Annotated in this window: 16 protein-coding genes; 5 read left to right on the forward strand and 11 right to left on the reverse strand. The window is 64.7% G+C overall.

The features are described 5' to 3' along the window. Positions 1–146: 146 nt before the first annotated feature. Both CT676_RS35665 and CT676_RS35670 read left to right on the forward strand, forming a co-directional pair. Positions 147–407, forward strand: coding sequence for a hypothetical protein (locus CT676_RS35665; protein WP_084795022.1), 261 nt, complete (start codon positions 147–149; stop codon positions 405–407). A gap of 1,313 nt (positions 408–1,720) precedes the next feature. After that, positions 1,721–2,881, forward strand: coding sequence for an MFS transporter (locus CT676_RS35670; protein WP_063981886.1), 1,161 nt, complete (start codon positions 1,721–1,723; stop codon positions 2,879–2,881). A 6-nt stretch (positions 2,882–2,887) separates the two neighbouring features. Here CT676_RS35670 and CT676_RS35675 read toward each other — a convergent pair whose 3' ends face one another. Next, on the reverse strand, positions 2,888–3,877 hold the full coding sequence (locus CT676_RS35675; RefSeq protein ID WP_063981885.1) for a tripartite tricarboxylate transporter substrate binding protein: 990 nt from the start codon (positions 3,875–3,877) through the stop codon (positions 2,888–2,890). 291 nt (positions 3,878–4,168) lie between these two features. On the opposite strand from CT676_RS35675, the gene CT676_RS35680 reads away from it, so the two are divergent. Further along, positions 4,169–7,009 carry a winged helix-turn-helix domain-containing protein gene (locus CT676_RS35680; RefSeq protein ID WP_135216459.1) on the forward strand — a complete coding sequence of 947 codons (2,841 nt, stop codon included), beginning with the start codon at positions 4,169–4,171 and terminating at the stop codon, positions 7,007–7,009. A gap of 24 nt (positions 7,010–7,033) precedes the next feature. Here the strand turns inward: CT676_RS35680 and CT676_RS35685 are convergent, their stop codons facing one another. From CT676_RS35685 to CT676_RS35695, 3 genes are all read right to left on the reverse strand, one after another. Further along, positions 7,034–7,972, reverse strand: coding sequence for an aldo/keto reductase (locus CT676_RS35685; protein WP_135216460.1), 939 nt, complete (start codon positions 7,970–7,972; stop codon positions 7,034–7,036). Positions 7,973–8,055: 83 nt separating this feature from the next. Continuing rightward, complete coding sequence (locus CT676_RS35690; protein ID WP_135216461.1) at positions 8,056–9,549, reverse strand: MDR family MFS transporter; 1,494 nt, start codon at positions 9,547–9,549, stop codon at positions 8,056–8,058. Continuing rightward, positions 9,546–10,688: an HlyD family secretion protein gene (locus CT676_RS35695; protein ID WP_135216462.1), complete on the reverse strand. Its 1,143-nt coding sequence runs from the start codon at positions 10,686–10,688 to the stop codon at positions 9,546–9,548. The genes CT676_RS35690 and CT676_RS35695 overlap by 4 nt, the downstream gene beginning before the upstream one ends. A gap of 139 nt (positions 10,689–10,827) precedes the next feature. Here CT676_RS35695 and CT676_RS35700 point away from each other — a divergent pair, with 139 nt between their 5' ends. Further along, the gene (locus CT676_RS35700; RefSeq protein WP_063981882.1) at positions 10,828–11,469 is read left to right on the forward strand and encodes a TetR/AcrR family transcriptional regulator; all 642 of its coding nucleotides are present in this window, start codon (positions 10,828–10,830) and stop codon (positions 11,467–11,469) included. A gap of 93 nt (positions 11,470–11,562) precedes the next feature. Here CT676_RS35700 and msrA read toward each other — a convergent pair whose 3' ends face one another. From msrA to CT676_RS35735, 7 genes are all read right to left on the reverse strand, one after another. Then, on the reverse strand, positions 11,563–12,078 hold the full coding sequence (msrA, locus tag CT676_RS35705) for a peptide-methionine (S)-S-oxide reductase MsrA (RefSeq protein WP_063986191.1): 516 nt from the start codon (positions 12,076–12,078) through the stop codon (positions 11,563–11,565). A gap of 29 nt (positions 12,079–12,107) precedes the next feature. After that, entirely contained in the window at positions 12,108–12,593 is a 486-nt protein-coding gene (locus CT676_RS35710; protein WP_224580839.1) for a cupin domain-containing protein, read from the reverse strand. Between the two features lie 21 nt (positions 12,594–12,614). Next, the gene (locus CT676_RS35715; protein ID WP_014493564.1) at positions 12,615–13,037 is read right to left on the reverse strand and encodes an OsmC family protein; all 423 of its coding nucleotides are present in this window, start codon (positions 13,035–13,037) and stop codon (positions 12,615–12,617) included. Positions 13,038–13,158: 121 nt separating this feature from the next. Next, positions 13,159–14,007 carry an enoyl-CoA hydratase/isomerase family protein gene (locus CT676_RS35720; RefSeq protein WP_063981880.1) on the reverse strand — a complete coding sequence of 283 codons (849 nt, stop codon included), beginning with the start codon at positions 14,005–14,007 and terminating at the stop codon, positions 13,159–13,161. Between the two features lie 65 nt (positions 14,008–14,072). After that, a complete protein-coding gene (locus CT676_RS35725) occupies positions 14,073–15,386 on the reverse strand; it encodes an epoxide hydrolase family protein (RefSeq protein WP_135216463.1) in 1,314 nt (437 codons plus the stop codon). Between the two features lie 259 nt (positions 15,387–15,645). Then, a complete protein-coding gene (locus tag CT676_RS35730; RefSeq protein ID WP_063981878.1) occupies positions 15,646–16,347 on the reverse strand; it encodes a VOC family protein in 702 nt (233 codons plus the stop codon). 33 nt (positions 16,348–16,380) lie between these two features. Continuing rightward, entirely contained in the window at positions 16,381–17,049 is a 669-nt protein-coding gene (locus tag CT676_RS35735; protein WP_135216464.1) for a sensor histidine kinase, read from the reverse strand. Between the two features lie 326 nt (positions 17,050–17,375). Here CT676_RS35735 and CT676_RS35740 point away from each other — a divergent pair, with 326 nt between their 5' ends. Further along, positions 17,376–20,219: a winged helix-turn-helix domain-containing protein gene (locus CT676_RS35740; RefSeq protein WP_063981876.1), complete on the forward strand. Its 2,844-nt coding sequence runs from the start codon at positions 17,376–17,378 to the stop codon at positions 20,217–20,219. The last annotated feature ends 82 nt before the right edge of the window (positions 20,220–20,301 follow it).

A 20,301-nucleotide genomic window follows, 5' to 3' on the forward strand; every position in this document is an offset into this window, starting at 1 on the left:
GCGTCAATCGCGTTGGGGCGGGGCGGTAAAGACTTGTTTCGCGGTCACGAGCGAGAAAGAAGCCGTCACCGCTTCGTCCCGGTGGCGGCTTTTTTATCGCCCCCGGCGCGGGCGCAGGCGACCGATACCGGGGGCGGCATCACGGCATGAAACACACTTGGTACGTCACTTTTGAAGTGCCGCCGGATGGCACGCTGTTAAGACGGCGACATCCGCGCTTAACCAAGACGTTTGAAACCGAAGCAGAAGCGAAGGATTTTGCGCGAACCAAATTCAACGAGGGATTGGTCGTCACCGCGGGGACCATGATCCCCCACCTGCCGAGAACGTCAATCCCGTCGCCGGAAATTCCAGCGTGGCTTGAAGCTGACGAAGTAAATGAGAGCAGCGGGCCGACCAAAAAGTAATCTTTGACGACGTTGGCACGCTGCCGGGTGCAACTGCGCCTATTTGTTCTAGATCAAGCGCCGGCTCTCGACCTCAGGTGCCATGCTCTGGGGCAACAGCAACCGGGAGCCTGACGATGAGTGAACGTTCGGAGCCGAAACAGGTCTGTCGTCGCAACGCACTCACTTTCCTTGGATACGCGGCCGTGTTTGGGCTTATGGCCTCGCCCGCAATTTTGGCGGTGTCAGAGGCGGAAGCTCAGACCACCACGGCGCCCGCCACGCCCACGACGCCGCCCGCAGACGCGCCGATGTCTGGGACAGAGCGCCGTCAGGAGCGGCGAAGCGGGCGAACAGAAAGGCGCCAGGAACGCCGGACCGGACGCACAGAACGGCGTCAAGACCGGCGCACAGGACGCGACGAGCGACGGGACGCGCGCGACGGCACCCCGACCACTACAACCACCACCGAGCAGAAAAAGTAGTCCGTTCATTCGGGCCAACCACGGCAACCGGGCCGCAGCGCAGGCCCGGGAAGGCCGTACAGCGCGCGCGGATCGCAGGGCCACCGCATGGGGCGCGCCGCGATCCTCAGGCCGTTCGAGCGGCTTAAGCTTCCCGAACTCCAACTCGCGCCCAACGGCAGGATGTGAAACTAGGGCCTAATAGGGCCCGGCAGGTTCGGGCGGGCCTTTCGTTAGTGCGACAAAAACCGAAATATACCTTTAGTTTCAGGTACTTTCACCGCTTTTAACCGGCCGAAAACAGCGCTTGCGGAAAGGACCACACGGTTTTGCCGTACGCACGGCCCGCCATTTCGCCGCAGTTTTTCCAGCCCTGTCGACGGAGCCGGAAACTTACAGACGAGACGAACCTGACAGCGCCGCTCATCCGGCACGAAGTTCTGGGCTCACGGAGAGCAATCCGCCCTGCCCTTAACCTCTCGCGCCCGACGCTGTCGCGTCCACCGCAAGCCCGGCTCGCGACACATGACACGTGACGACACAAGATCGCCCCTCTTGGTGAGCCGGGATGGGCGACACATACGCAATTTCCGAATTTCGGTAAAGTGGAATATTCTTGCAAGCGCGGCTTGACACCGGCGCAGCTCGGAATGACCCGGTGTTTTGCCCGACGGCCGGGCCCGGCGGCGCGCTCGCGAATCCGGCGGCGCGCTTACGAATATCGTCCCGAACGCAACACGCTTCGGAACCTAGGTTGACGTCGCGCCGTTGTTGAGCACAGTCTGCGACAATTCGAGCATGCCTCGGACATAAAGGCGCGGCAATCTCAGGGCTTGTCGATCGCCCCGCCACTGCTTCCCCGGAGTTCCCATGCATTCTGCCGACCGGCCGGCAACGCGCCTCGCGACGCGGCTCGCCTTTCTCGTCGCGGGCTTCGGCATCGCGTGCTGGGCGCCGCTGGTGCCGTTCGCAAAGACGCGGCTCGGCGTCGATGACGGCGTTCTTGGATTGCTCCTGCTCAGCCTCGGCATCGGCTCGGTCGTCGCGATGCTTCTGACCGGAGTCATGAGCGCGCGCTACGGCAGCAAGCCGATCATCATTGCGGGCGGGCTCGGTCTGGCGCTGGTGCTGCCCCTGCTGGCGATCGCGAGCTCGCCGGCAACGCTGGCGCTGGCCCTGTTCGCCTTCGGCGCCGCGCTCGGCTCCATCGACGTCGCCATGAACATCCACGCGGTCGAGGTGGAGCGCGACGCGGGCCGCCCGCTGATGTCCGGCTTCCACGCGCTGTTCAGCATCGGCGGCTTCGCGGGATCAGCCTTGATGACTGCGCTGCTTTCGCTGCAACTCGGCGCGCTCGCCTGCACGCTGATCTGCTCCGTGCTGATGCTGGTCGCGATGCTGGCGGCCTGGCCGCGCCTGCTTCGTTCGGTGCAGGTGCTGGACGGACCGCTCTTCGTGCTGCCGCATGGCTCCGTGCTCCTGCTAGCGCTGCTCGGCGCCATCACTTTCCTCGTCGAGGGCGCGATGCTCGATTGGGGGGCGCTGCTCGTCATCGGCGCGGGCCTCGTCTCGGAGACGCAAGGCGGGATCGGCTACATCGTGTTCTCGATCGCGATGACCGCGGGGCGGCTCGGCGGCGACGCTGTCGTTGCACGCATCGGGGATCGCACGACATTGTTCTGGGGCAGCATCATTGCAATCGCGGGCTTCGTAGTCCTACTCATGGCGCCCGTAGCGGCGGTCGCCATCGGCGGCTTCCTGCTGATCGGCCTCGGTGCATCGAATCTCGTGCCGGTGCTGTTCCGCCGGGCGGCGCGGCAAACGGTGATGCCGACGGGGCTCGCCGTCGCCGCAATCACGACAGCCGGCTATGCCGGCATCCTGATCGGCCCCGCCGGCGTCGGCTTCGTCGCACGCCTTGGCGGATTGCCGACTGCATTCTGGCTTCTGGCCGCGCTGATGGGTCTCGTCACGCTGTCGGCCCGCATCGTCACGGCGGAGGGCCGGCAGACGTCGCGCGTGGAGGCCTGAGCGGCCTCACAAATTGCTCAGCCCGATCGACTTGATCACGGGCGCCAGGCTTGCCGTCGTCGCATCGACAATACGCTGGAATTTGTCCGGGCTCGAATCGCCGTCCGGCTCCATGCCCTGCGCGCGGTAGCTTGCCTGAAGCGCCGGATCGGCCATGGCGAGACGTGTCGCTTGCGCGATCTTGTCGATGACCGCATCGTCCGTGTCCTTGGGCGCGAACAGGCCGAACCATCCCCCGTAGCGGATGTCGGGCATGCCGGATTCAACGGCGGTCGGAATCTCCGGCGCCCCGCTCAGCCGCGTTTCGGTGGTGACCGCCAGCAGCCTCACTTTCCCGGTTTGAGCCAGTTGCTGCAATTGAACGGACATGACGGCAATGATCAGCGAGATCTGACCGCTGACGAGGTCGTTGGTTGCCTGCGAGATGCCCCGATACGGAACGTGGACGATATCCAGCCCGCCGGCCTGCTGCTTGAAGGATTCGCCAACCAGATGATTGCCGGTGCCGATGCCGGGTGTCCCGTAGGACAGCTTTCCCGGATTGGCCTTCGCGTAGGCGATCAGCTCACGCAGATCCGTGGCAGGCACCGACGGATGGACCGCGAAAACCAGTGCACTGCTGATCAAGCGATAGATGGCGCGAAAATCGTCGACGGAATAGCCGGGATTTTTCGAGGTCAGGGGAATGATGACCTGCGTGCTGCCGTTGCCAAGCAGCAGCGAATAGCCGTCGGGCTCCTCGCGCGCGACCGTCGCAGCCCCGATCGCGCCGCCCGCACCGCCGATATATTCCACGAAGGTCGGCCCAAGCAGCGACGACATCTTGTCCACCCAGGGACGCCCGATCTGGTCCCCCGCTCCGCCGGCTCCGTACGGAAGCACCAGGCGAATGGGACGAGACGGATAATCAGCGGCTTGTCCGCTGCGCGGGATCGCCGCCAGCGCCGCTGCGCCCGATAGCGCATGGACGAATCGTCGCCGCGAGAAGGAAGCCATGTTCGAATTCCGGAAGTCGATGTCGAGGCGGGACCGGCTCCCTAGCCGTCCAATGTCAGCAATCGGCTACCACCGTCAATTCGCCATCCGGATGAGAGCACCGGTGCCATCGCCTTGTTATGTCACCATAACCCTTTACTTCTTAAGGGTTATTTCGGCGGACCGGCCGATCGAAGCCATGCGCGCAGGGCTACCAGCTCTGCCCACTGCTTTCGGCCAGTTTACTGTACGCCTCGTTCTGATAGACCAAAAAGTAATACATTTTGACTCCCGTTGCGGGGGCAATGGCGCGTGCCAGATCGTACCGAAGACTCGGCCATTTCCTTTGGGCCATTTCGACTATTTCCGAAGTCGCGGCTCTTGGAGAGGGAGGGCTCGCCGCTTCACGTCGGCGGCCGCGCGCTCGATATTCTGATCTTCCTCGCCGAGCGCCCCGGCGAAGTCATCGACAAGAGAGAGCTGGTCAAGCGCATCTGGGCCGACGTCAATGTCGACGAGGGCAGCCTGCGCTTCCACATCGCGGCACTGCGCAAGGCGCTGGGCGATACCGGCAAGTCGGCCCGTTATGTCGTCAATGTGCCCGGCCGCGGCTACTGCTTTGTCGCCTCGCTCGCTCACGCGGCTCCGCCGGCCGCTCAGCCCGCCGTGAACATTGCACCTCCCCGTTCCCTTCCCTCGCCGCTCTCGAAAATGGTCGGACGGGAGGAGATCGTCGAGAAGATATCGAACGGGCTTTCGCTGCATCGCTTCATGACGGTGGTCGGCCCCGGCGGCATCGGCAAGACCGCCGTCGCCGTCACCGTCGGGCATCGCAGATCGGCGGATTTCGGCGGGCGCGTATTCTTCGTCGACTTCGGTCCACTGAGGGATGCCAGCCACATCGCGACCACCATCGCCTCCGCACTGGGACTGACCATCAGCGCGGAGGATCCGACGCCGGCCCTGCTGACATTTCTGAAGACCGGCCCAGCCTTGCTGATCTTCGACAGCTGCGAGCATGTGCTCGATGCGTTGGCACCGCTCGTCGAGCGCATCGTTCGCGACACACCGCAGCTTCGCGTTCTCGCAACCAGCCGCGAGTCGTTCCGGAGCGACGGCGAACGGATTTTCCGCCTGTTCCCGCTGGATTGCCCGCCGGAGCGCGAGGACCTGGGTGTCGCCGAGGTCCTAGCTTACCCCGCGGCCCAGCTCTTCGTCGAGCGCATTGCGCAGAGCTCGGGTCCGTTCCAGCTCAGTGCGGAAGAAGCGCCGCTCGTCGCGAGCATTTGCCGGCGCCTCGACGGCATTGCGCTCGCGATCGAGCTCGCGGCCGGCCGTGTCAATGCGTACGGTATTGCCGGCACGGCGTCGCTGCTCGACAGCCGCTTCTCGTTGCAGTGGCGGGGTCGGCGCACCGCCGTGCCACGACATCAGACGCTCGCCGCGGCGCTCGACTGGAGCTACGATCTGCTACCTCCCGCCGAGAGTGCCACGCTGCGACGCCTGTCGGTCTTTGCCGGGCCCTTCGCGCCGGAGGCGGCTGCCGCGGTAGCCGCCGGCGACGGCCTCGGCGCGTCCGAAACGCTGGAGGCGATCGACAGCCTCGTCACCAAATCGCTGATCTCGCCATCCGGCTCGCGAACGTTGCGCTATCGCCTGCTCGACACCACACGCACCTATGCGCATGGAAAGCTGAACGAGCTCGGTGAGACCAGTCAGTTCGCGCGCCGTCATGCAGAGCATTTTCGCGACTTCTTCGAGCGCGCGGAGGCCGATACATCGACGCCGCTGCCGGAATGGCTGAGCATCTATGGCGCGGAGCTGGACAATGTGCGCGCCGCATTGAACTGGGCCTTCGGGCCCGACGGTGACGCCGCACTCGGGATCGCGCTGACGGCGGCTGCCGTCACGCTGTGGGTCCGCCTGTCCCTGTTCGCCGAATGCCGCGAGCGCGCCAAGACGGCGCTCACCGCGCTCGGCGACAGCGGCGGCGACGATCGCATTCGCATGCAACTTCTGTCGGCGCTCGGCTGGTCGCTGATGTATGGCGAGGGCCGCGCCCGCGAGGCGCGTCCGATCCTCGAAACGACCCTGGAGCTGGCTGACAGGCTCGACGACAAGGACTTCCGGCTGCGCGCGCTCTGGGGCTTGTGCATCGACCAGTTCAACAACGGACAGTTCGGCAAGGCCCGTGCGCTCGCCGACCGGTTTGCGAATGCAGCGGCGAACTCGTCGGACAGGACCGATCTCATGCTGGGCGACCGGCTGATGGCGGTGGCGCTGCATTATCTCGGCGATCAGAACGACGCACGGCTGCGCATCGAGCGCGTGAACGCGTCGCTGCACGTGCTGGCGGAGAAGCCGAAGATCTTCCCGCTCGACCTCAGGATATCGACGCAATATTTCCGGGCCCGCATCCTGTGGCTTCAGGGCCTCGCCGATCAGGCCCAGGCGCTCGCCGCCCGAAACATCGAGGAAGGTCGCGCCAACGGCCACGCGCTGACTTTCTGCAGCGTGCTGGGGCAAGCCGCCTGCCCGATCGCCTTCTGGTCCGGCGATTTCGAGGCCGCGGAGCGCCACGGCGCCGAGCTGCTCGAACACACCGAGCGCCACGCCATCCGGCTGTGGGGCCTGTGGGCACGGGCCTTCAACGCGGCGGTCGTCGTAAGGCGTGGCGACGTCGCGACCGGCCTGCCGCTGCTGCGCGAAGAGCTCAATCGCGCCGGCGATGCGCGTTTCCTGCCGCGCTTTCTTCCGCTGCTCGGCGAACTTGCCGCGTGTTCCGGCGAGGCCCACCAGATCGACCGTGGCCTCGACGTGATCGAGGACGTCCTGACCCGCTGCAACGACCGGCAGGAGCTGTGGTATCTGCCGGAACTGATGCGCATCAAGGGCGAGTTGTTGCTCAAGAGCCCGCGGCATGCGGGGGACGCCGAGGCGCGCTTTCGCGAGGCCATGGACATTGCCAACCAGCAGGGCGCGCGATTCTGGGAGCTGCGCGGTGCGATCAGCCTCGCGCGGTTCATGATCGGAGCCGGCCAGAATGCCGAGGCGCTGGCAATTCTCGAACATGCATGCGGGGCGTTCAGCGAGGGCGCCGGCATCGCCGATATCCGCAGCGCGCGCGATTTGATCGCGCAACTCCGGACTTGACGAGGCCGGCCGAAGCCGCTCGCTTCATCCTGCCCGCGGAATGAATCCGGGCACGCCGGTCTCTACCACTGTGTTGAAGCGGACATTCGTCGTGATGTGGTCCCGCATCTCCCGCATGGCGTCTTCAGGCAGCGTCGAAATATCGAAGTTTTCCTCGATCCGCTGAGGATTGGTCGAGGTCGTCAGGAAAGCCGTGCCGCGCTGGACGGCCCAGGCCAGGGCGACTTGAGCCGACGTCTTGTGCAGGCGTTCCGCGATGGCGGTGATCACGGGGTCGGCGAGGAGGTTCGGCTTCATGGCGTGTCCCAGCGCCGCAAACGCCTGCAGGACAATTCCATGCTCCCGACAGAAGTCGAGCAGGTCCCATTCGGGCAGGTACGGATGCGATTCAACCTGCACCATGGCAGGCCTGATCCGCGCGACCTCGACGATCTCGCGCAACTTCTCCAAGGTGATGTCCGACAGCCCGATCGACTTGCAGTGCCTCTCGTCGACGAGGCGCTCCAGCGCCCCCCATGTCTCCGCCAGCGTCACGCCTGAATCGCAGATGACATGGCCGCTCGCATCCCTCGGGTCCTGCTCGTCGCCGGGTTGAAAGGCGAAGGGGGTATGGATGATGTAGCAGTCGATCTCGTCGAGTTGCAGCCGTCTGCGACTGGCGTCGAAGGCAGGCCTGACCCGCTCCGGCCGATGATTGGTGTTCCATAGCTTCGTCGTAACGAACAGGTCCTGGCGCCGAAGCGTGCCCGCCTTGAACGCATCCTGCATCGCCTCGCCGACGGCCGCTTCGTTGCGATAGCGCTCGGCACAATCGAGATGTCGAAATCCGGCTTCCAATGCAGCCCTGGTGGCCTGCCGGGTCACGTGCGGATCGGGAATGAGCGTGCCAAATCCGACTGCGGGAATCGTCACGGCCTCATGCGTGGGAATTCTCGTGTAACGAAGTGAATCGGAGGTCGTCATGGTGATACTCCTTGTTGACTGCTGGCCGCGCGATGCGGACCAAGCGATCGAGGTTGCGGACACTTTTTCACGACTCTCCGGCGTTAGCCGACGGGACGCGGCCTACGAAGAAAGAACACCAGCGGGATCACGACGAGCATGGCGAACATCAGGATCTCGAACTGATCGATGACCGCGACCGTGGCCGCCTGGCGCGTGACCATGCCGTTGAGGGCGGCAAGGCCTGGCTTCCCGATCGGGCCCGTGACATTCGCCGCGACACGATAAGGCGTGAGATGCTTGGCGAGCGCGATATGCACGGCCTGAGTGTTGGCATAGAAGAACAGCTGGACCACCGCGATGCCGATGGTGCTGCCGTAAAGGCGCGACAGGTTGATCAGCGCACTGCCTTCAGGGCGAAGCTTCGGATCGAGCGTTCCGAACGCGGCCCTCACCAGCGCCGGCAACAACATGCCGAGACCTGCGCCCTGGAGGAAACCTGCTTCGACGACCGGCCGCCAATCCATCGCCGGCGAATAGCCGAGCATCAGCCAGTTGGCATAGACCACCAGCGCCATTCCACCCATGAGGAACGGCCGGTAGTCGACCTGTCCCGGAACCAGGCTCGTCAGCACGAGCGCTCCCACCAGCGCCACGCCGCGTGGCATACTCATGTAGCCGGTGGTATCGACAGGGTAGTTGAGCAACTCCTCCAGCATCGGGGACGTCAATGCCAATGTCGGCAGCAGGACGAAGCCGAGCGCAAAGGAGATCACCGTCGAGAGGACGAGATTGCGATCCCTGAACAGCGCCGTGCGGAGAAAATGTTCCTTCTTCGTCAGAACGTGCACGATGAAGAGATAGAATCCCAGGACCGAGGCGATCGCTTCAACCCAGATCTCCGTCGAGGCGAACCATTCGAGGCGCTCGCCGCGATCCAGCAGCATCTGCAGCCCGATCATGCCGGCGGAGAAGGTCGTCAGGCCGAAGACGTCGAAGGGCTGGCTCCGCTCTGCCCGCTTCTCGCCCAGCAACAGCGCCATCGTCAAGGCGATGAAGGCCGTCATGGGCAGGCTGACATAGAAGATCGACGGCCAGCCGTAATATTCGCTGAGCCAGCCACCAAGAGCGGGGCCGGTGCTGATGCCGAGCAGCGAGCAGACCGTCAATGCCAGGCCCATGCGCGCTTGTCGCGCCGCCGGCGTCGCCTCTAGCAGAATCGCCAATGAGAGCGGCGCAAGTGGTCCGCTGGCCGCGCCCTGAAGAATCCGCGCCAGCACGAACTGGATCGACGTCGTCGCCAGCGTGTCGAGGACAAGACCAAGCGTGAAGACGGCAAGGGCTGCTTGATAGACCGCCTTGCGGCCATAGCGTCCCGCGAGCCATTGGGTGATCGACATGGTCACGGCGCTTGCAGCGATATACGAGGAGAACACCCAGCCGACCTCGTCATTGGCCATCGAGAGCGTGGCCTGGATGTGCGGCAGCGCGGCGTTCGGGATCGAAATGTTGACGGCCTGCATGTAGGTCGCCATCAGGGCGGCCGCCGAGATTGCATGATGACCGCCGGTCGCGGTCGATGGGAGGGTCGTACTCATTTGACCTCCGTCGCAAGCGCAGGCTGGAGCAGATGCAGCCAGTTGCGACGATGGCCGGTGTCGACCCGCGCCGTCACGCTGATGCCGGAGAACAGCGGCCGGGTCGGATCGGAATCGTCGAGCTCGAGGCGCACCGGCAGCCGCTGGACGACCTTGACCCAATTCCCGGTCGCATTCTCCGGCGGCAGGATCGAGAAGTCCGACCCGGTGCCGGGACTCATGCTGACGATATGCGCCTTGAATTTTCCATCCGGATAGGCGTCGACGTCGATCCTCGCCTCCTGGCCCGGCCGCATGTGGGTCAGGCCCGTCTCACGAAAATTCGCCTCGATCCAGACGTCCCGGCTCGACATCAGTGAGAACGTGGGCGCGCCCGCGTTGACGAAACCGCCGATCTGCAGATCGTCGACCTTGGTCACGATACCGTCGTCGGGCGCCTTCACCGTGGCGTAGGAGAGGTCGAGCCGCGCGCGATCGAGCTGCGCCCTGGCCGCGCGGACCGTCGGGTGGCGGTCGACATCGATGTCGGGGTCACCGTTGAGCGCGACGACCGTATTGGCGATCTGCTGTTCGATCGATGCCACCCGATGGCGCGCGACCTTGAGATCGGTCTCGGCCCGCTCGTAGACCGCGCGCGGCGTGAAGTCGGAGGCGACCAGCATCCTCTTGCGGTCGAACTCGCGCTCGTCGAAAGAGGCCGAGTCCTTCGCCGATTGCAGCTCCGCCTGCTGTTGGCGGTAGGTCGCCTTGAGGGAGTCGATCTGGAGCCGCGCGCTGCCGAGCCGGGCTTCGGCTTGATCGACGGCGATCTGGTAGGGCTCCGGGTCAATTCGAAACAGCACCTGGCCCTGCCGGACGCGCTCGTTGTCGCGCACGGCGATCTCGACCGCCTGGCCGGACACCCGCGCGTTGATGGTGACTTTCGCGGCGCGCACGAACGCATCGTCGGTCGAGACAAATTGTTCCTGCGCCAGATACATGAAGGCGCCGAACACGGCAGCCGCGGCGGGCACCACGAGCATCAGGGGCCGGCGCAGCCGCCTGGCAAGATCCGCTCCGAACCACAGCGCGGCGGCCTCGCTCCCGCGGAAGCTGCGATCGCCCAGCCAGCCGGCGATTGGCGCAAAGTTCAAACCCATCGTCCTCGTCCCTATCTCATTTACTAACGTTCGTTACAAATATTGTACCCCGATGCAGCGATCAAGCCGCGCGGCCATTGATTTTTATAACGATCCATACAAATATACGTGTGGAACATGGCAACCAGGTTCGAACGACATGGCACGGAAAAAGAGCGAGACGGGCCCGGCGCGCCGGGGACGGCCACCCGCCTACGACACTGAGACGGCCCTCAAGCGGGCGACAGAAACGTTCTGGAGGACGGGCTATTCCGGCACGTCCCTGGACAAGGTCGCGGCCGCGACCGGCATGAGCCCACCGAGCCTCTACGCGGTGTTCGGCAACAAGCACGCGCTCTATCTCGAGGCGTTGGCGCGCTATTGGGAGATCAGCCTCGCCGCAACGCGCGAGGCTCTCGCAGGGGACCATCCCTTGGACGAAGCGCTGATGCTGGCCTATGACGCGGCGCTGTCGATCTACTTTTCCGGCAAGGGATCAGCGCGTGGCTGCTTCGTGGTCGGTACCGCGGTGACCGAAGTCGCCGAGGATGCGGCGATCCGGAGCAGCGTTGCGACGGGACTACGCGCGATCGATGCCGATTTCGAGGCCCGCTTCCGCCTGGCGCAGGACAAGGGCGAGCTGGATCGCGAGGCCGATCCGGCTGCACTCGCGATCCTTGCCGCCGCCACGATGCAGACGATCGCCATCCGCGCCCGCGCCGGCGCACGCCGCGCCGATCTGAGGGAGGTCGCCCGCAAGGCGGTGACAGTGATCTGCCGACGCCGGTCGGAGGCGCATTGAGCCCCGAGGAATTCTCGTGATCGTACGATGAGGGGAGTTCGCACATTTGCACTCCTCGTCAAAGGCCCTCGGCGCCCTTACGCGACAATCCGCTTAGCCTCCCACGGCGGCCGCGCGCCTTGGCAGCTTCCAGTCGGGCCGGATGAAGTGGCAGGTGTAGCCATCGGGATAGCGCTCGAGATAATCCTGATGCTCGGGCTCGGCTTCCCAGAACTCCGCTGCGGGCGCGACCTCGGTCACCACTTTGCCGGGCCAGAGGCCTGACGCCTCGACATCGGCGATGGTGTCTTCGGCGACTCTCTTCTGCTCGTCACTCGTATAGAGGATTGCCGAGCGGTAGCTCGTGCCCAAATCATTGCCCTGGCGGTTGAGCGTGGTGGGATCGTGGATCTGGAAGAAAAACTCCAGCATGGTCCGGAAGCTCGTCTTCGCGGGATTGAAGATGATCTCGATCCCCTCGGCGTGGCCCTCGTGATTGCGATAGGTGGCGTTCTTCACATGCCCGCCAGTGTAACCGACACGGGTGGAGATCACCCCCGGTTGCCTGCGGATCAGATCCTGCATGCCCCAGAAGCAGCCTCCGGCCAAAACTGCACGCTCTGTCGTCATCTGATGCTCCATTGGTTTCGTCGAGATAGTCAGCGCTTGTCCGCTGCCGGATGCAAGCGCGGGTCATCATGGTCATCGTGATATTCGAGGCCCAGCGGCCCGATGGCGGAGACCTGTGTGACGTATTCGCCGGACTTCGCCCAGTGAAAATGCCAGGTCTCGCCGGGCAGCACGATGACGCTGCCCGGCGGATAGGCTTTCACCTGGTCGCCATCAAAACGCTCGCCGAGGCCGATGTAGAACACACCCGACATGACCGTGTAGATGCGATCTTCCGGATGCTTGTGCGGCATCAGCTTCGTGCCCCCGGGCACCTTCACCCGGACCACGTAAGGTCCGGGTTCATTGGGATGGCCGACCATCACCGCCAGCCGCGCGCCCGGCGGGAACGCAGGGAACGGTTGCCAAGCGATGTCCTCGGGCAAAATCGCCCGGAACCTGTCTTCATCCGGCTGATGCTGGCGAGGCAGATCTTGACGAGGCGGATCTTGGCGAGAGAGATCTTGGCGAGGCATGGCACCGCTCCCTGTGTTGGATCAGGTCAATTTGGCGTCGAGCGTGATCGCGGCGTTGAGCACCTTCGACACCGGACAGTTCTTCTCGGCCTCGCCGGCGATCTTGGCGAAACCTGCGTCGTCAAGGTTCGGCACCTTGGCGCGAAGCGTCAGTGCCGACTTGCTGATCTTGAAGCCTTTGCCTTCCGGCTCGAGCGTGATGGCGGCTTCCGTCGACAGCTCGTCCGGCGTGAAGCCGGCGAGCTGAAGGCCGAAGGCCAGTGCCATGGTAAAGCAACCGGCATGGGCCGCGGCGATCAACTCCTCGGGATTGGTGCCCTTCTCGTTCTCGAAGCGGGTCTTGAACGAATAGGGTGTCCCGGCGAGCACGCCGGATTCGCTCGACAGATGGCCGGTGCCGTCGCGACCGGTGCCCTTCCAGACTGCTGTTGCCTTGCGGATCATCTCAATTCTCCTTGTTGGTTTTTAAGTTGGTCTTTGGCACCGGCGCTCGGTAGCGGAGGAAAGCGACATTGGCACGACCGCCTGTCACTCCTCCAACCGGCCGAACGCCACAGCGGTTCCGTTAGCCGCTGATTTGACCCACATGGAAGCCCAGCCGGTTCTCGACGTCGCCGGCGCGGTGGAAGCCGCGCGCCATCAGCGCCTTCATGCGGGTCTGGCTGGCAGGACGGCCGAGCGCGGCCAGGAACGCGTCCCACTCCGGCTTGATCTCGTCATCCGGCGGCAGGCTCGCAACATCGACGAGACGCTTGGTCTCGGCGATAGCCTCCTTGTCGAACGACGCAATGCGCATGGCGAGCGCCTCGACGAAGCCGTCGAGCTCCGCATCCGGCAGCGAACGGTTCACGTAGCCGTAACGCTCGGCGAGATCGCCGTGGATGTCATCGGCACCGAGCAACACTTCGAGCGCGCGGCCTCGGCCCATCAGCCGCGGCAACCGGGCCATCGGTCCGCCGCCGGGCACGAGTCCCGCGCCGACCTCCCATTGCGACAGGATCGCCTTCTCGCGGCTGGCAAAGCGCATGTCGCTCGCCAGCGCGAGCTCGCTGCCGACCCCGGTCGCACGGCCCCGGATCGAGGCAATGGAGACGACCGGCGCGCGGCTGAGGCGCACCAGCATGTCGGGCAGCGCCTGCAGGCCGGTCGGCCCGGGTGGAACGCGAAGCGAGTCCTCAAGCGGCGCCAGGAAGTCGTAATGCGTTATGAAGAAGCCTTCGACGGCGCTGTCGAATACGACCACCTTCACGTCCGGATCGGTCTCAATCGCGGTGATGATGTCGTTGAGCAGCGGAAGGTGCTTTGGACCGAAGATGTTCACCGGCGGCATGTCGAAGGTGACACGCCAGTATGTCGGCAGGCGGCGCTCCAGGCGAATGTCCTCGGTGGTGAAGATCTGTACGGGGCGGTTCATTGTTGGCACTCCTGACATGTATGTTCGAAAATGGAACGCACGGCAGCGCGCGTCCCCTGCTCGGTTCAGATCGACTGGCGCAGCGGGCGGAACGCGGTGCGCATTTCCACAGAGAACAGCGCGGGCTGCTCCCAGGCCGCGAAGTGGCCGCCCTTGTCGAGGCGGTTGTAGTGCATCAGCTTCGGATAGGCCTTCTCGGCCCAGTTGCGCGGCGCGGCATAGATCTCGTCAGGGAACACGCTGACGGCGACCGGGATATTGATGTGCTTGGGCGCGAAGAACACCAGCTTGTTCTCCCAGTAGAGCCGCGCCGACGACACCGCGGTGTTGGTGAGCCAGTAGAGCGTGATGTTGTCGATCACGTCGTCCCGCGACAGGCCTTCGGTCTTGCCGTCGAACACCCGCGCGATCATCGCAGCACTGCGTGCGTCGTGATCGAGCATCCAGGATGCAAGACCGGCCGGCGAGTCGACGAGGCCATAGAGCGTCTGCGGCCGGTTCGACATCTCGAAGGCGTAGCCGAGGCCGTGCTTGTAGAAATCGTCGAGCTGGTCGTAGGCAATGCGCTCGTCGGCCGAGAGGTTTGACGGCCGCGTCCCGCCGGGCTGAAGCGCCTTGGCGATGTCGTCGGGAACGGTGGCGGGCATGTTGGTGTGAATGCCGAGCAGCTCCGGCGGTGCGATCACCGCCATCTGCTCCGTGACGGCATTGCCCCAATCGCCGCCCTGCGCCACGTAGCGGTTGTAGCCGAGGCGCTTCATCAGCACGATCCAGGCGCGCGCGATGCGCTGGGGATCCCAGCCGAGCTCCGTCGGCTTGCCGGAGAAGCCGTGGCCGGGAAGCGAGGGGATCACCAGGTCGAATGCATCCGCAGCCTTCGCGCCATGCGCGGTGGGATCGGTGAGCGGGCCGACAATCTTCATCTGTTCGATGATCGAGCCCGGCCACCCATGCGTGACGACCATCGGCAGCGCGTTCTCGTGGCGGGAGCGGATGTGAATGAAGTGGATGTCGACGCCGTCGATCTCGGTGACGAATTGCGGCAAGGCGTTCAGCCGCGCCTCCATCTTGCGCCAGTCGTATTCGTTCTGCCAGTACCGCACGAGCTGCTGAAGCGTCGTGAGCTGCACGCCCTGCGATTCGTCGGCGACGATCTCGCGATCCGGCCAGCGTGTCGCTGTGAGGCGGCGGCGGAGGTCAAGCAGATCTTCCTCGGGTACGCTGACGCGGAACGGCCGGATGGCGCCGCTTGGAGCGGCCTTTGCCGGACGCAGCGGCAGCAGGCTCGCCACGCTGGCGGCAACCGCGGTCATTGCGGCCTGGCTCAGCAATTGACGGCGGTCGGGATTGAGTATGTCGGCTCGTGCTTGCGTTGTCATGTCGGATCTCCCTGGCTTTGGTCGGTGACGCCAACCGAATTCGAAATCGACGCGTCGGTTCGTCGTGAGGAGAGATTGGCGCAGGTCCTGGCAATTAGCTCGTTATCGGTTGTTAGGCCGCGTTAGCCGTTGCGAGTCCGGGGGATGCAGGAAAGCGAGCGACGATGACGATACGCGCGATGCAGAAGCAACTCGGCGCGCGACGAGTTCAATCGGCGCGCGCCCTGTCTGTGAATTCAGGCGATGTGTTCATTACAACTCAGGAGGGCAGCGGTTGACCGGCCTGCTCGCGGACGATGTAGTCGGCGTACCAATCCGCCCAGTTCTCGTCGTGTCCGCCGATGCGCTTCTCGTGCTCACCATGCGCGACAGCGGCACGTCGCAGGGTTGCGGCCAGATCGGCCGTTGAGGCAAACGTCGTGCCGTCACCAGCGATGCGTCCAGGCAGTCGCGTCGTGACCTCCTGGAACAGCCAGCCATTACCGTCGGGATCGCTGAACGAGGCAAACGAGCTGTAGCTGCCGCGCTTCGGGTCAGCACCGCTGACCCGGACGCTGCCGAACAGATACGGCTCGTCCGGACCGGCGTGAACGTCGCCCGCACCATGGAATGGTGCGCTCACCGCGATGCCACGGTCGAGCAGATCCTGTCGCGCCGCCGCCAGATCGGAGACGATCAGGTACAGCCCGCGCGCCGAACCGGGCGCTGCCGGTGTGACGTTCTTGCCGAAGATCACCGAACAGGCCGAACCCGGCGGCGTGAACTGGATCACGCGCCATTCGTCACCTGAGGCAAAATCGGCGTCCAATCGCCAGCCGAGGCGCGTGTAGAACGCCTTGGCGCGGTCGACATCCGACACGGGGATGACGACGATCTCGAGCTTCAGATCAACGCCACGCGATGTCGAAGACGTGTTCGGAGACCTCGCCGCGGCGTCGCGGTCGATTTCGGTGCCGGCCATGTCGAACTCCCTGAGTTGAAATTGAAGCGAGCTTCAAGCGGCAGTGGGCATCACGATCGTCACGCGTGTGCCGCCCTGGTTCGCCTCGCCCTGCAACCGCGCGTCGATACTGCGTGCGAGCCCTTCAAGGATGCGGCTGCCGGTGCCCTGAAGCGGACCGGTCGCGCCGATGCCGTTGTCAGCCACCGTGCAGAGCCAGGCGCCGTCGCGGTTGGCCATTTCGATCCGGATCAGCGCATCGTTCCTGTTCGGGAAGGCATGTTTGGCGGCATTCGTGACCAGCTCCGTCAGCATCAACGCCAGCCGATGACACTGCGATGCCGGCAGCGTCCCGCTCTCGATCGCTGCCTCGCAGCGGATGCCGGCCGGTTCCAGCACTGCCTCGGAGAGCGCCTCGCACAGGTTTTCGAAGAAGGCCTCGACGGAGACGGCGGTCAGACTGTCGCTGTCGGACAAAAGCTGATAGAGCCTGCCGAACGCGACGATGCGCTGCTCGAACCGGTCCACCGCGCCCGACATATCCCTGGTACCCGGCCGCGAGAAGTCGCGGCGGACTGACGCACCCAGCAGCGTCAGCGTGTTCTTCATCCGATGGTGGGATTCCCGCAGCACCAGTTCCCAGTCACGCGACTGATCATCAAGGCTGGCAATGTGCTGAGAACGAACGAAATGGTCGCTCGTCTCCAAGCCGATAGCGGACATGATAGCCTCCCCGTTGGATCTAGGACCTAATTCGAAGCGTATACTGGATGCACCGCGCGCGTTTTGCTCGTTAGACGTTGCAAGATTTTGTTATGATCGGCGGCACAAGTTGGCGGCCAGACCGTCCTCTCGACGGTCAAGCACGCTGACGGGTCGTCCCGATCGCTTCCCAAGCCGCTCGCGTTTAAGCGAAATTTGTCACGCATCATCCCGGTGCGGCCGAATGACTTGCCGCGCGATTTCGCCACTTTCGACCAGTTTACTCATAACCTCGTTCTGCTAGATCAGGATGCGGACAACAGCCCCTTCACTGGATTCATTGGCGCGTGGTGGACACTAACGACCAGGATGCGGCGATTTCCTTCGGGCCATTCCGGCTGTACGCAAGGTCGCGCCTGCTCGAGAAGGACGGCGCTCCGCTTCACCTCGGCGGCCGCGCACTCGACATCCTCATTTTTCTCGTCGAGCGCGCCGGCGAGGTCATCGACAAGCGTGAGTTGATCAAGCGCGTCTGGGCCGACGTGACGGTCGATGAAGGCAGCCTGCGCTTCCACATCACGACGCTACGCAAGGCCTTGGGGGATGCCGGTGAAGGCTCCCGCTATGTCGTCAATGTGCCCGGCCGTGGCTATTGCTTCGCGGGCCCGCTGGTCCGGTCCGAATCGCCGGAGACGCGGACAAGCCCGGCCGTCCCGTCGCCTCACATACTCCCGCCGCCGCTTGCCAGGATGATCGGACGAGACGACGCGGTCGAGCGGATTTCCACCGAGCTTGCGCAGCATCGCTTCGTGACAATTGTCGGCCCCGGCGGGATTGGCAAGACTTCCGTCGCGCTCGCCGTCGCGCATCGCGAACTCCAGGCCTTCGACGGACAGGTCAACTTCGTTGATTTCGGCGCGCTGACGGATGCCAGGCTCGTTCCAAGCACCATCGCCGCCACGCTCGGCCTGACCGTCAATTCCGAGGACCCGATGCCGGGCCTGCTGACGGTGCTGCGCAACCGTCGGATGCTGCTGATCTTCGACAGCTGTGAGCACATCATCGACGAGCTCGCGCCCTTGGCCGAGCACATCGTCCAGGAGGCGCCCGAGCTGCACATTCTCGCCACCAGCCGCGAATCCTTTCGCACCGAAGGCGAACGCGTCCACCGGTTGTTTCCGCTGGACTGCCCGCCCCAGCGCGACGGGCTCGGCATCGCCGAGATCCTTGCCTATCCCGCAAGCCAGCTCTTCGTGGAACGCATTGCCGAGAGCCTGGGCGAATTCGAACTGAGCGAGGAGGATGCACCGCTTGTCGCCGAGATCTGCCGGCGACTGGACGGCATCGCGCTCGCGATCGAGCTCGCCGCCGGACGCGTGAACGCCTATGGCATTGCCGGAACCGCCTCGCTGCTCGACAGCCGCTTCGCGCTGCTGTGGCGGGGACGCCGTACCGCGATCCCGCGGCACCAGACCCTGAGCGCGGCGCTCGCCTGGAGCTATGATCTGTTGCCGGCGGCCGAAAGCGCGACGCTGCGCGGTTTGTCGGTGTTCGTCGGGCCATTCACGATGGAGGCCGCGCTCGCCGTTGCGTCCAGCCAGGGCATCAGCGAGCCCGAGGCGGTCGAGGCGATCTCGAACCTGCTCTCCAAATCGCTGATCGCAACCTCACCTGCGGAGCGGCGGCTGCGCTATCGTCTGCTCGACACCACCCGCGCCTTCGCCGGCGCGAAGCTCGTCGAGAACGGCGAAGCGCCCCGTGTCGCGCGCGCTCACGCCGAATATTTCCGCGACTTCCTGCGCGACATCGCGCTCAAATCCACGGGCATGCAGACCGCGGGCGGCTTCCTTCCCTATGCCGACCATTTGCCCAATGTCAGGGCCGCGCTGGCCTGGAGCTTTTCGGATAACGCCGACCGGACGATCGGCGTGGATCTGGCGGCTTCGGCGGCCCAGTTTTTCCTCGAACTGACATTGCTGACGGAGTGCTATCGCTGGACGAAGCAGGCGCTTGTCTCTCTCGATACGAATTCGATCGACCGCCGCCAGGAGATGACGTTGCAGGCCGCGCTCGGCGTCTCCGTGATGTTCACGCAGGGCAATACCGAAGCGGTCCGGTCGGCGTTCACACGAAGTCTTCAGCTTGCGCGGGATCTCGAGGATCTGCACTGGCAGCTCTGGCTGCTGCGCGGATTGCACATCTACCTGACCAGGGTCGGGGATTTTCACGGCGCGCTCGGCACCGGCGAGCAGGGCGAGAGCGTTGCGCGCAAGCTGAATGATCCGGCCGCCGCGCTGAACGTGGAATGGATGCTGGGCGTCGCGCACCATCTGATCGGCAATCAGGACAAGGCCGTGCAGTTCTGCGAGAGCGCGATGGTGCACAATCCCGGCTCGCAGCGGCTGAACATCGGGCACCTCGGTTATGACGACCGCATCGTCGCGCTGGTCGCGCTGGCGCGCGGGCTCTGGCTCACCGGCCGGCCCGATCGCGCGATCGAGGCGGCGAGATACACCGTTCGCGAGGCGGAACTGCTCGAACAACCCCTCACCCTCGGCATCTCCCTGATCTGGACGATCTACGTGTTCCTCTGGGTCGGCGACTGGGCCAATGCCGAAATCCTGATCGAGCGGCTGATCGACCATTCGGCGCGGCACTTCCTTGGTCCCTATCACGCCGTCGGCATCGGCCAGAAGGGCGAGCTCATGCTTCGCCGCGGCGACATCGCCGGCGGGATCGAGCATCTTCGCCGCAGCCAGGCCACGCTGTACGCGACGCGGCACCGGATCATGACGACGGTGTTTGCGACGGCGCTGGCGGAGGGCCTCGTCGCGGAGAACCAGCCGGACGAGGCCTTGCGCACGATCAATGAGGCCATTGCGCAGATTCCAGATCATGGCGAATCCTTCGACATGCCGGAGATGCTCCGGGTCAAGGGCGACATCCTCGTCCGGTCGGGAAACACCGCCGAGGCCGAGAGTTGCCTCCGGAAATCGCTCGATCTGTCGCGCCGGCAGTGCGCGCTCGGCTGGGAGCTGCGGGGGGCGATCAGCCTCGGCCGGGTCTGGCGCCAGGCCGGACAGGCGGGCGAAGCACGCGCTCTGCTCGCCCCGCTCGTCGCGCGATACCAGGAAGGCCTCCAGACCCGCGATCTCGTGGCCGCCAGGGAGCTCCTGAGCGCGCTGAATTGACAGTATCTTCAACGGGATACCGTCCAAGCACCTGCTCGCAAGTCCTAACAACTTCTAACACGCCAAGCCGCATCCGCCCCGC

Origin of the sequence: Bradyrhizobium sp. MOS001, from assembly GCF_004634465.1 — a bacterium.
GTDB classification, from domain to species: domain Bacteria; phylum Pseudomonadota; class Alphaproteobacteria; order Rhizobiales; family Xanthobacteraceae; genus Bradyrhizobium; species Bradyrhizobium barranii.

Coding starts and splice junctions, on each gene's coding strand:
- CT676_RS35665 (WP_084795022.1), top strand. CDS start 147: ATGAAACACACTTGGTACGTCACTTTTGAAGTGCCGCCGGATGGCACG.
- CT676_RS35670 (WP_063981886.1), top strand. CDS start 1,721: ATGCATTCTGCCGACCGGCCGGCAACGCGCCTCGCGACGCGGCTCGCC.
- CT676_RS35730 (WP_063981878.1), bottom strand. CDS start 16,347: ATGGCCGGCACCGAAATCGACCGCGACGCCGCGGCGAGGTCTCCGAAC.
- CT676_RS35710 (WP_224580839.1), bottom strand. CDS start 12,593: ATGCCTCGCCAAGATCTCTCTCGCCAAGATCCGCCTCGTCAAGATCTG.
- CT676_RS35720 (WP_063981880.1), bottom strand. CDS start 14,007: ATGAACCGCCCCGTACAGATCTTCACCACCGAGGACATTCGCCTGGAG.
- CT676_RS35695 (WP_135216462.1), bottom strand. CDS start 10,688: ATGGGTTTGAACTTTGCGCCAATCGCCGGCTGGCTGGGCGATCGCAGC.
- CT676_RS35735 (WP_135216464.1), bottom strand. CDS start 17,049: ATGTCCGCTATCGGCTTGGAGACGAGCGACCATTTCGTTCGTTCTCAG.
- msrA (WP_063986191.1), bottom strand. CDS start 12,078: ATGACGACAGAGCGTGCAGTTTTGGCCGGAGGCTGCTTCTGGGGCATG.
- CT676_RS35715 (WP_014493564.1), bottom strand. CDS start 13,037: ATGATCCGCAAGGCAACAGCAGTCTGGAAGGGCACCGGTCGCGACGGC.
- CT676_RS35685 (WP_135216460.1), bottom strand. CDS start 7,972: ATGACGACCTCCGATTCACTTCGTTACACGAGAATTCCCACGCATGAG.
- CT676_RS35700 (WP_063981882.1), top strand. CDS start 10,828: ATGGCACGGAAAAAGAGCGAGACGGGCCCGGCGCGCCGGGGACGGCCA.
- CT676_RS35725 (WP_135216463.1), bottom strand. CDS start 15,386: ATGACAACGCAAGCACGAGCCGACATACTCAATCCCGACCGCCGTCAA.
- CT676_RS35675 (WP_063981885.1), bottom strand. CDS start 3,877: ATGGCTTCCTTCTCGCGGCGACGATTCGTCCATGCGCTATCGGGCGCA.
- CT676_RS35690 (WP_135216461.1), bottom strand. CDS start 9,549: ATGAGTACGACCCTCCCATCGACCGCGACCGGCGGTCATCATGCAATC.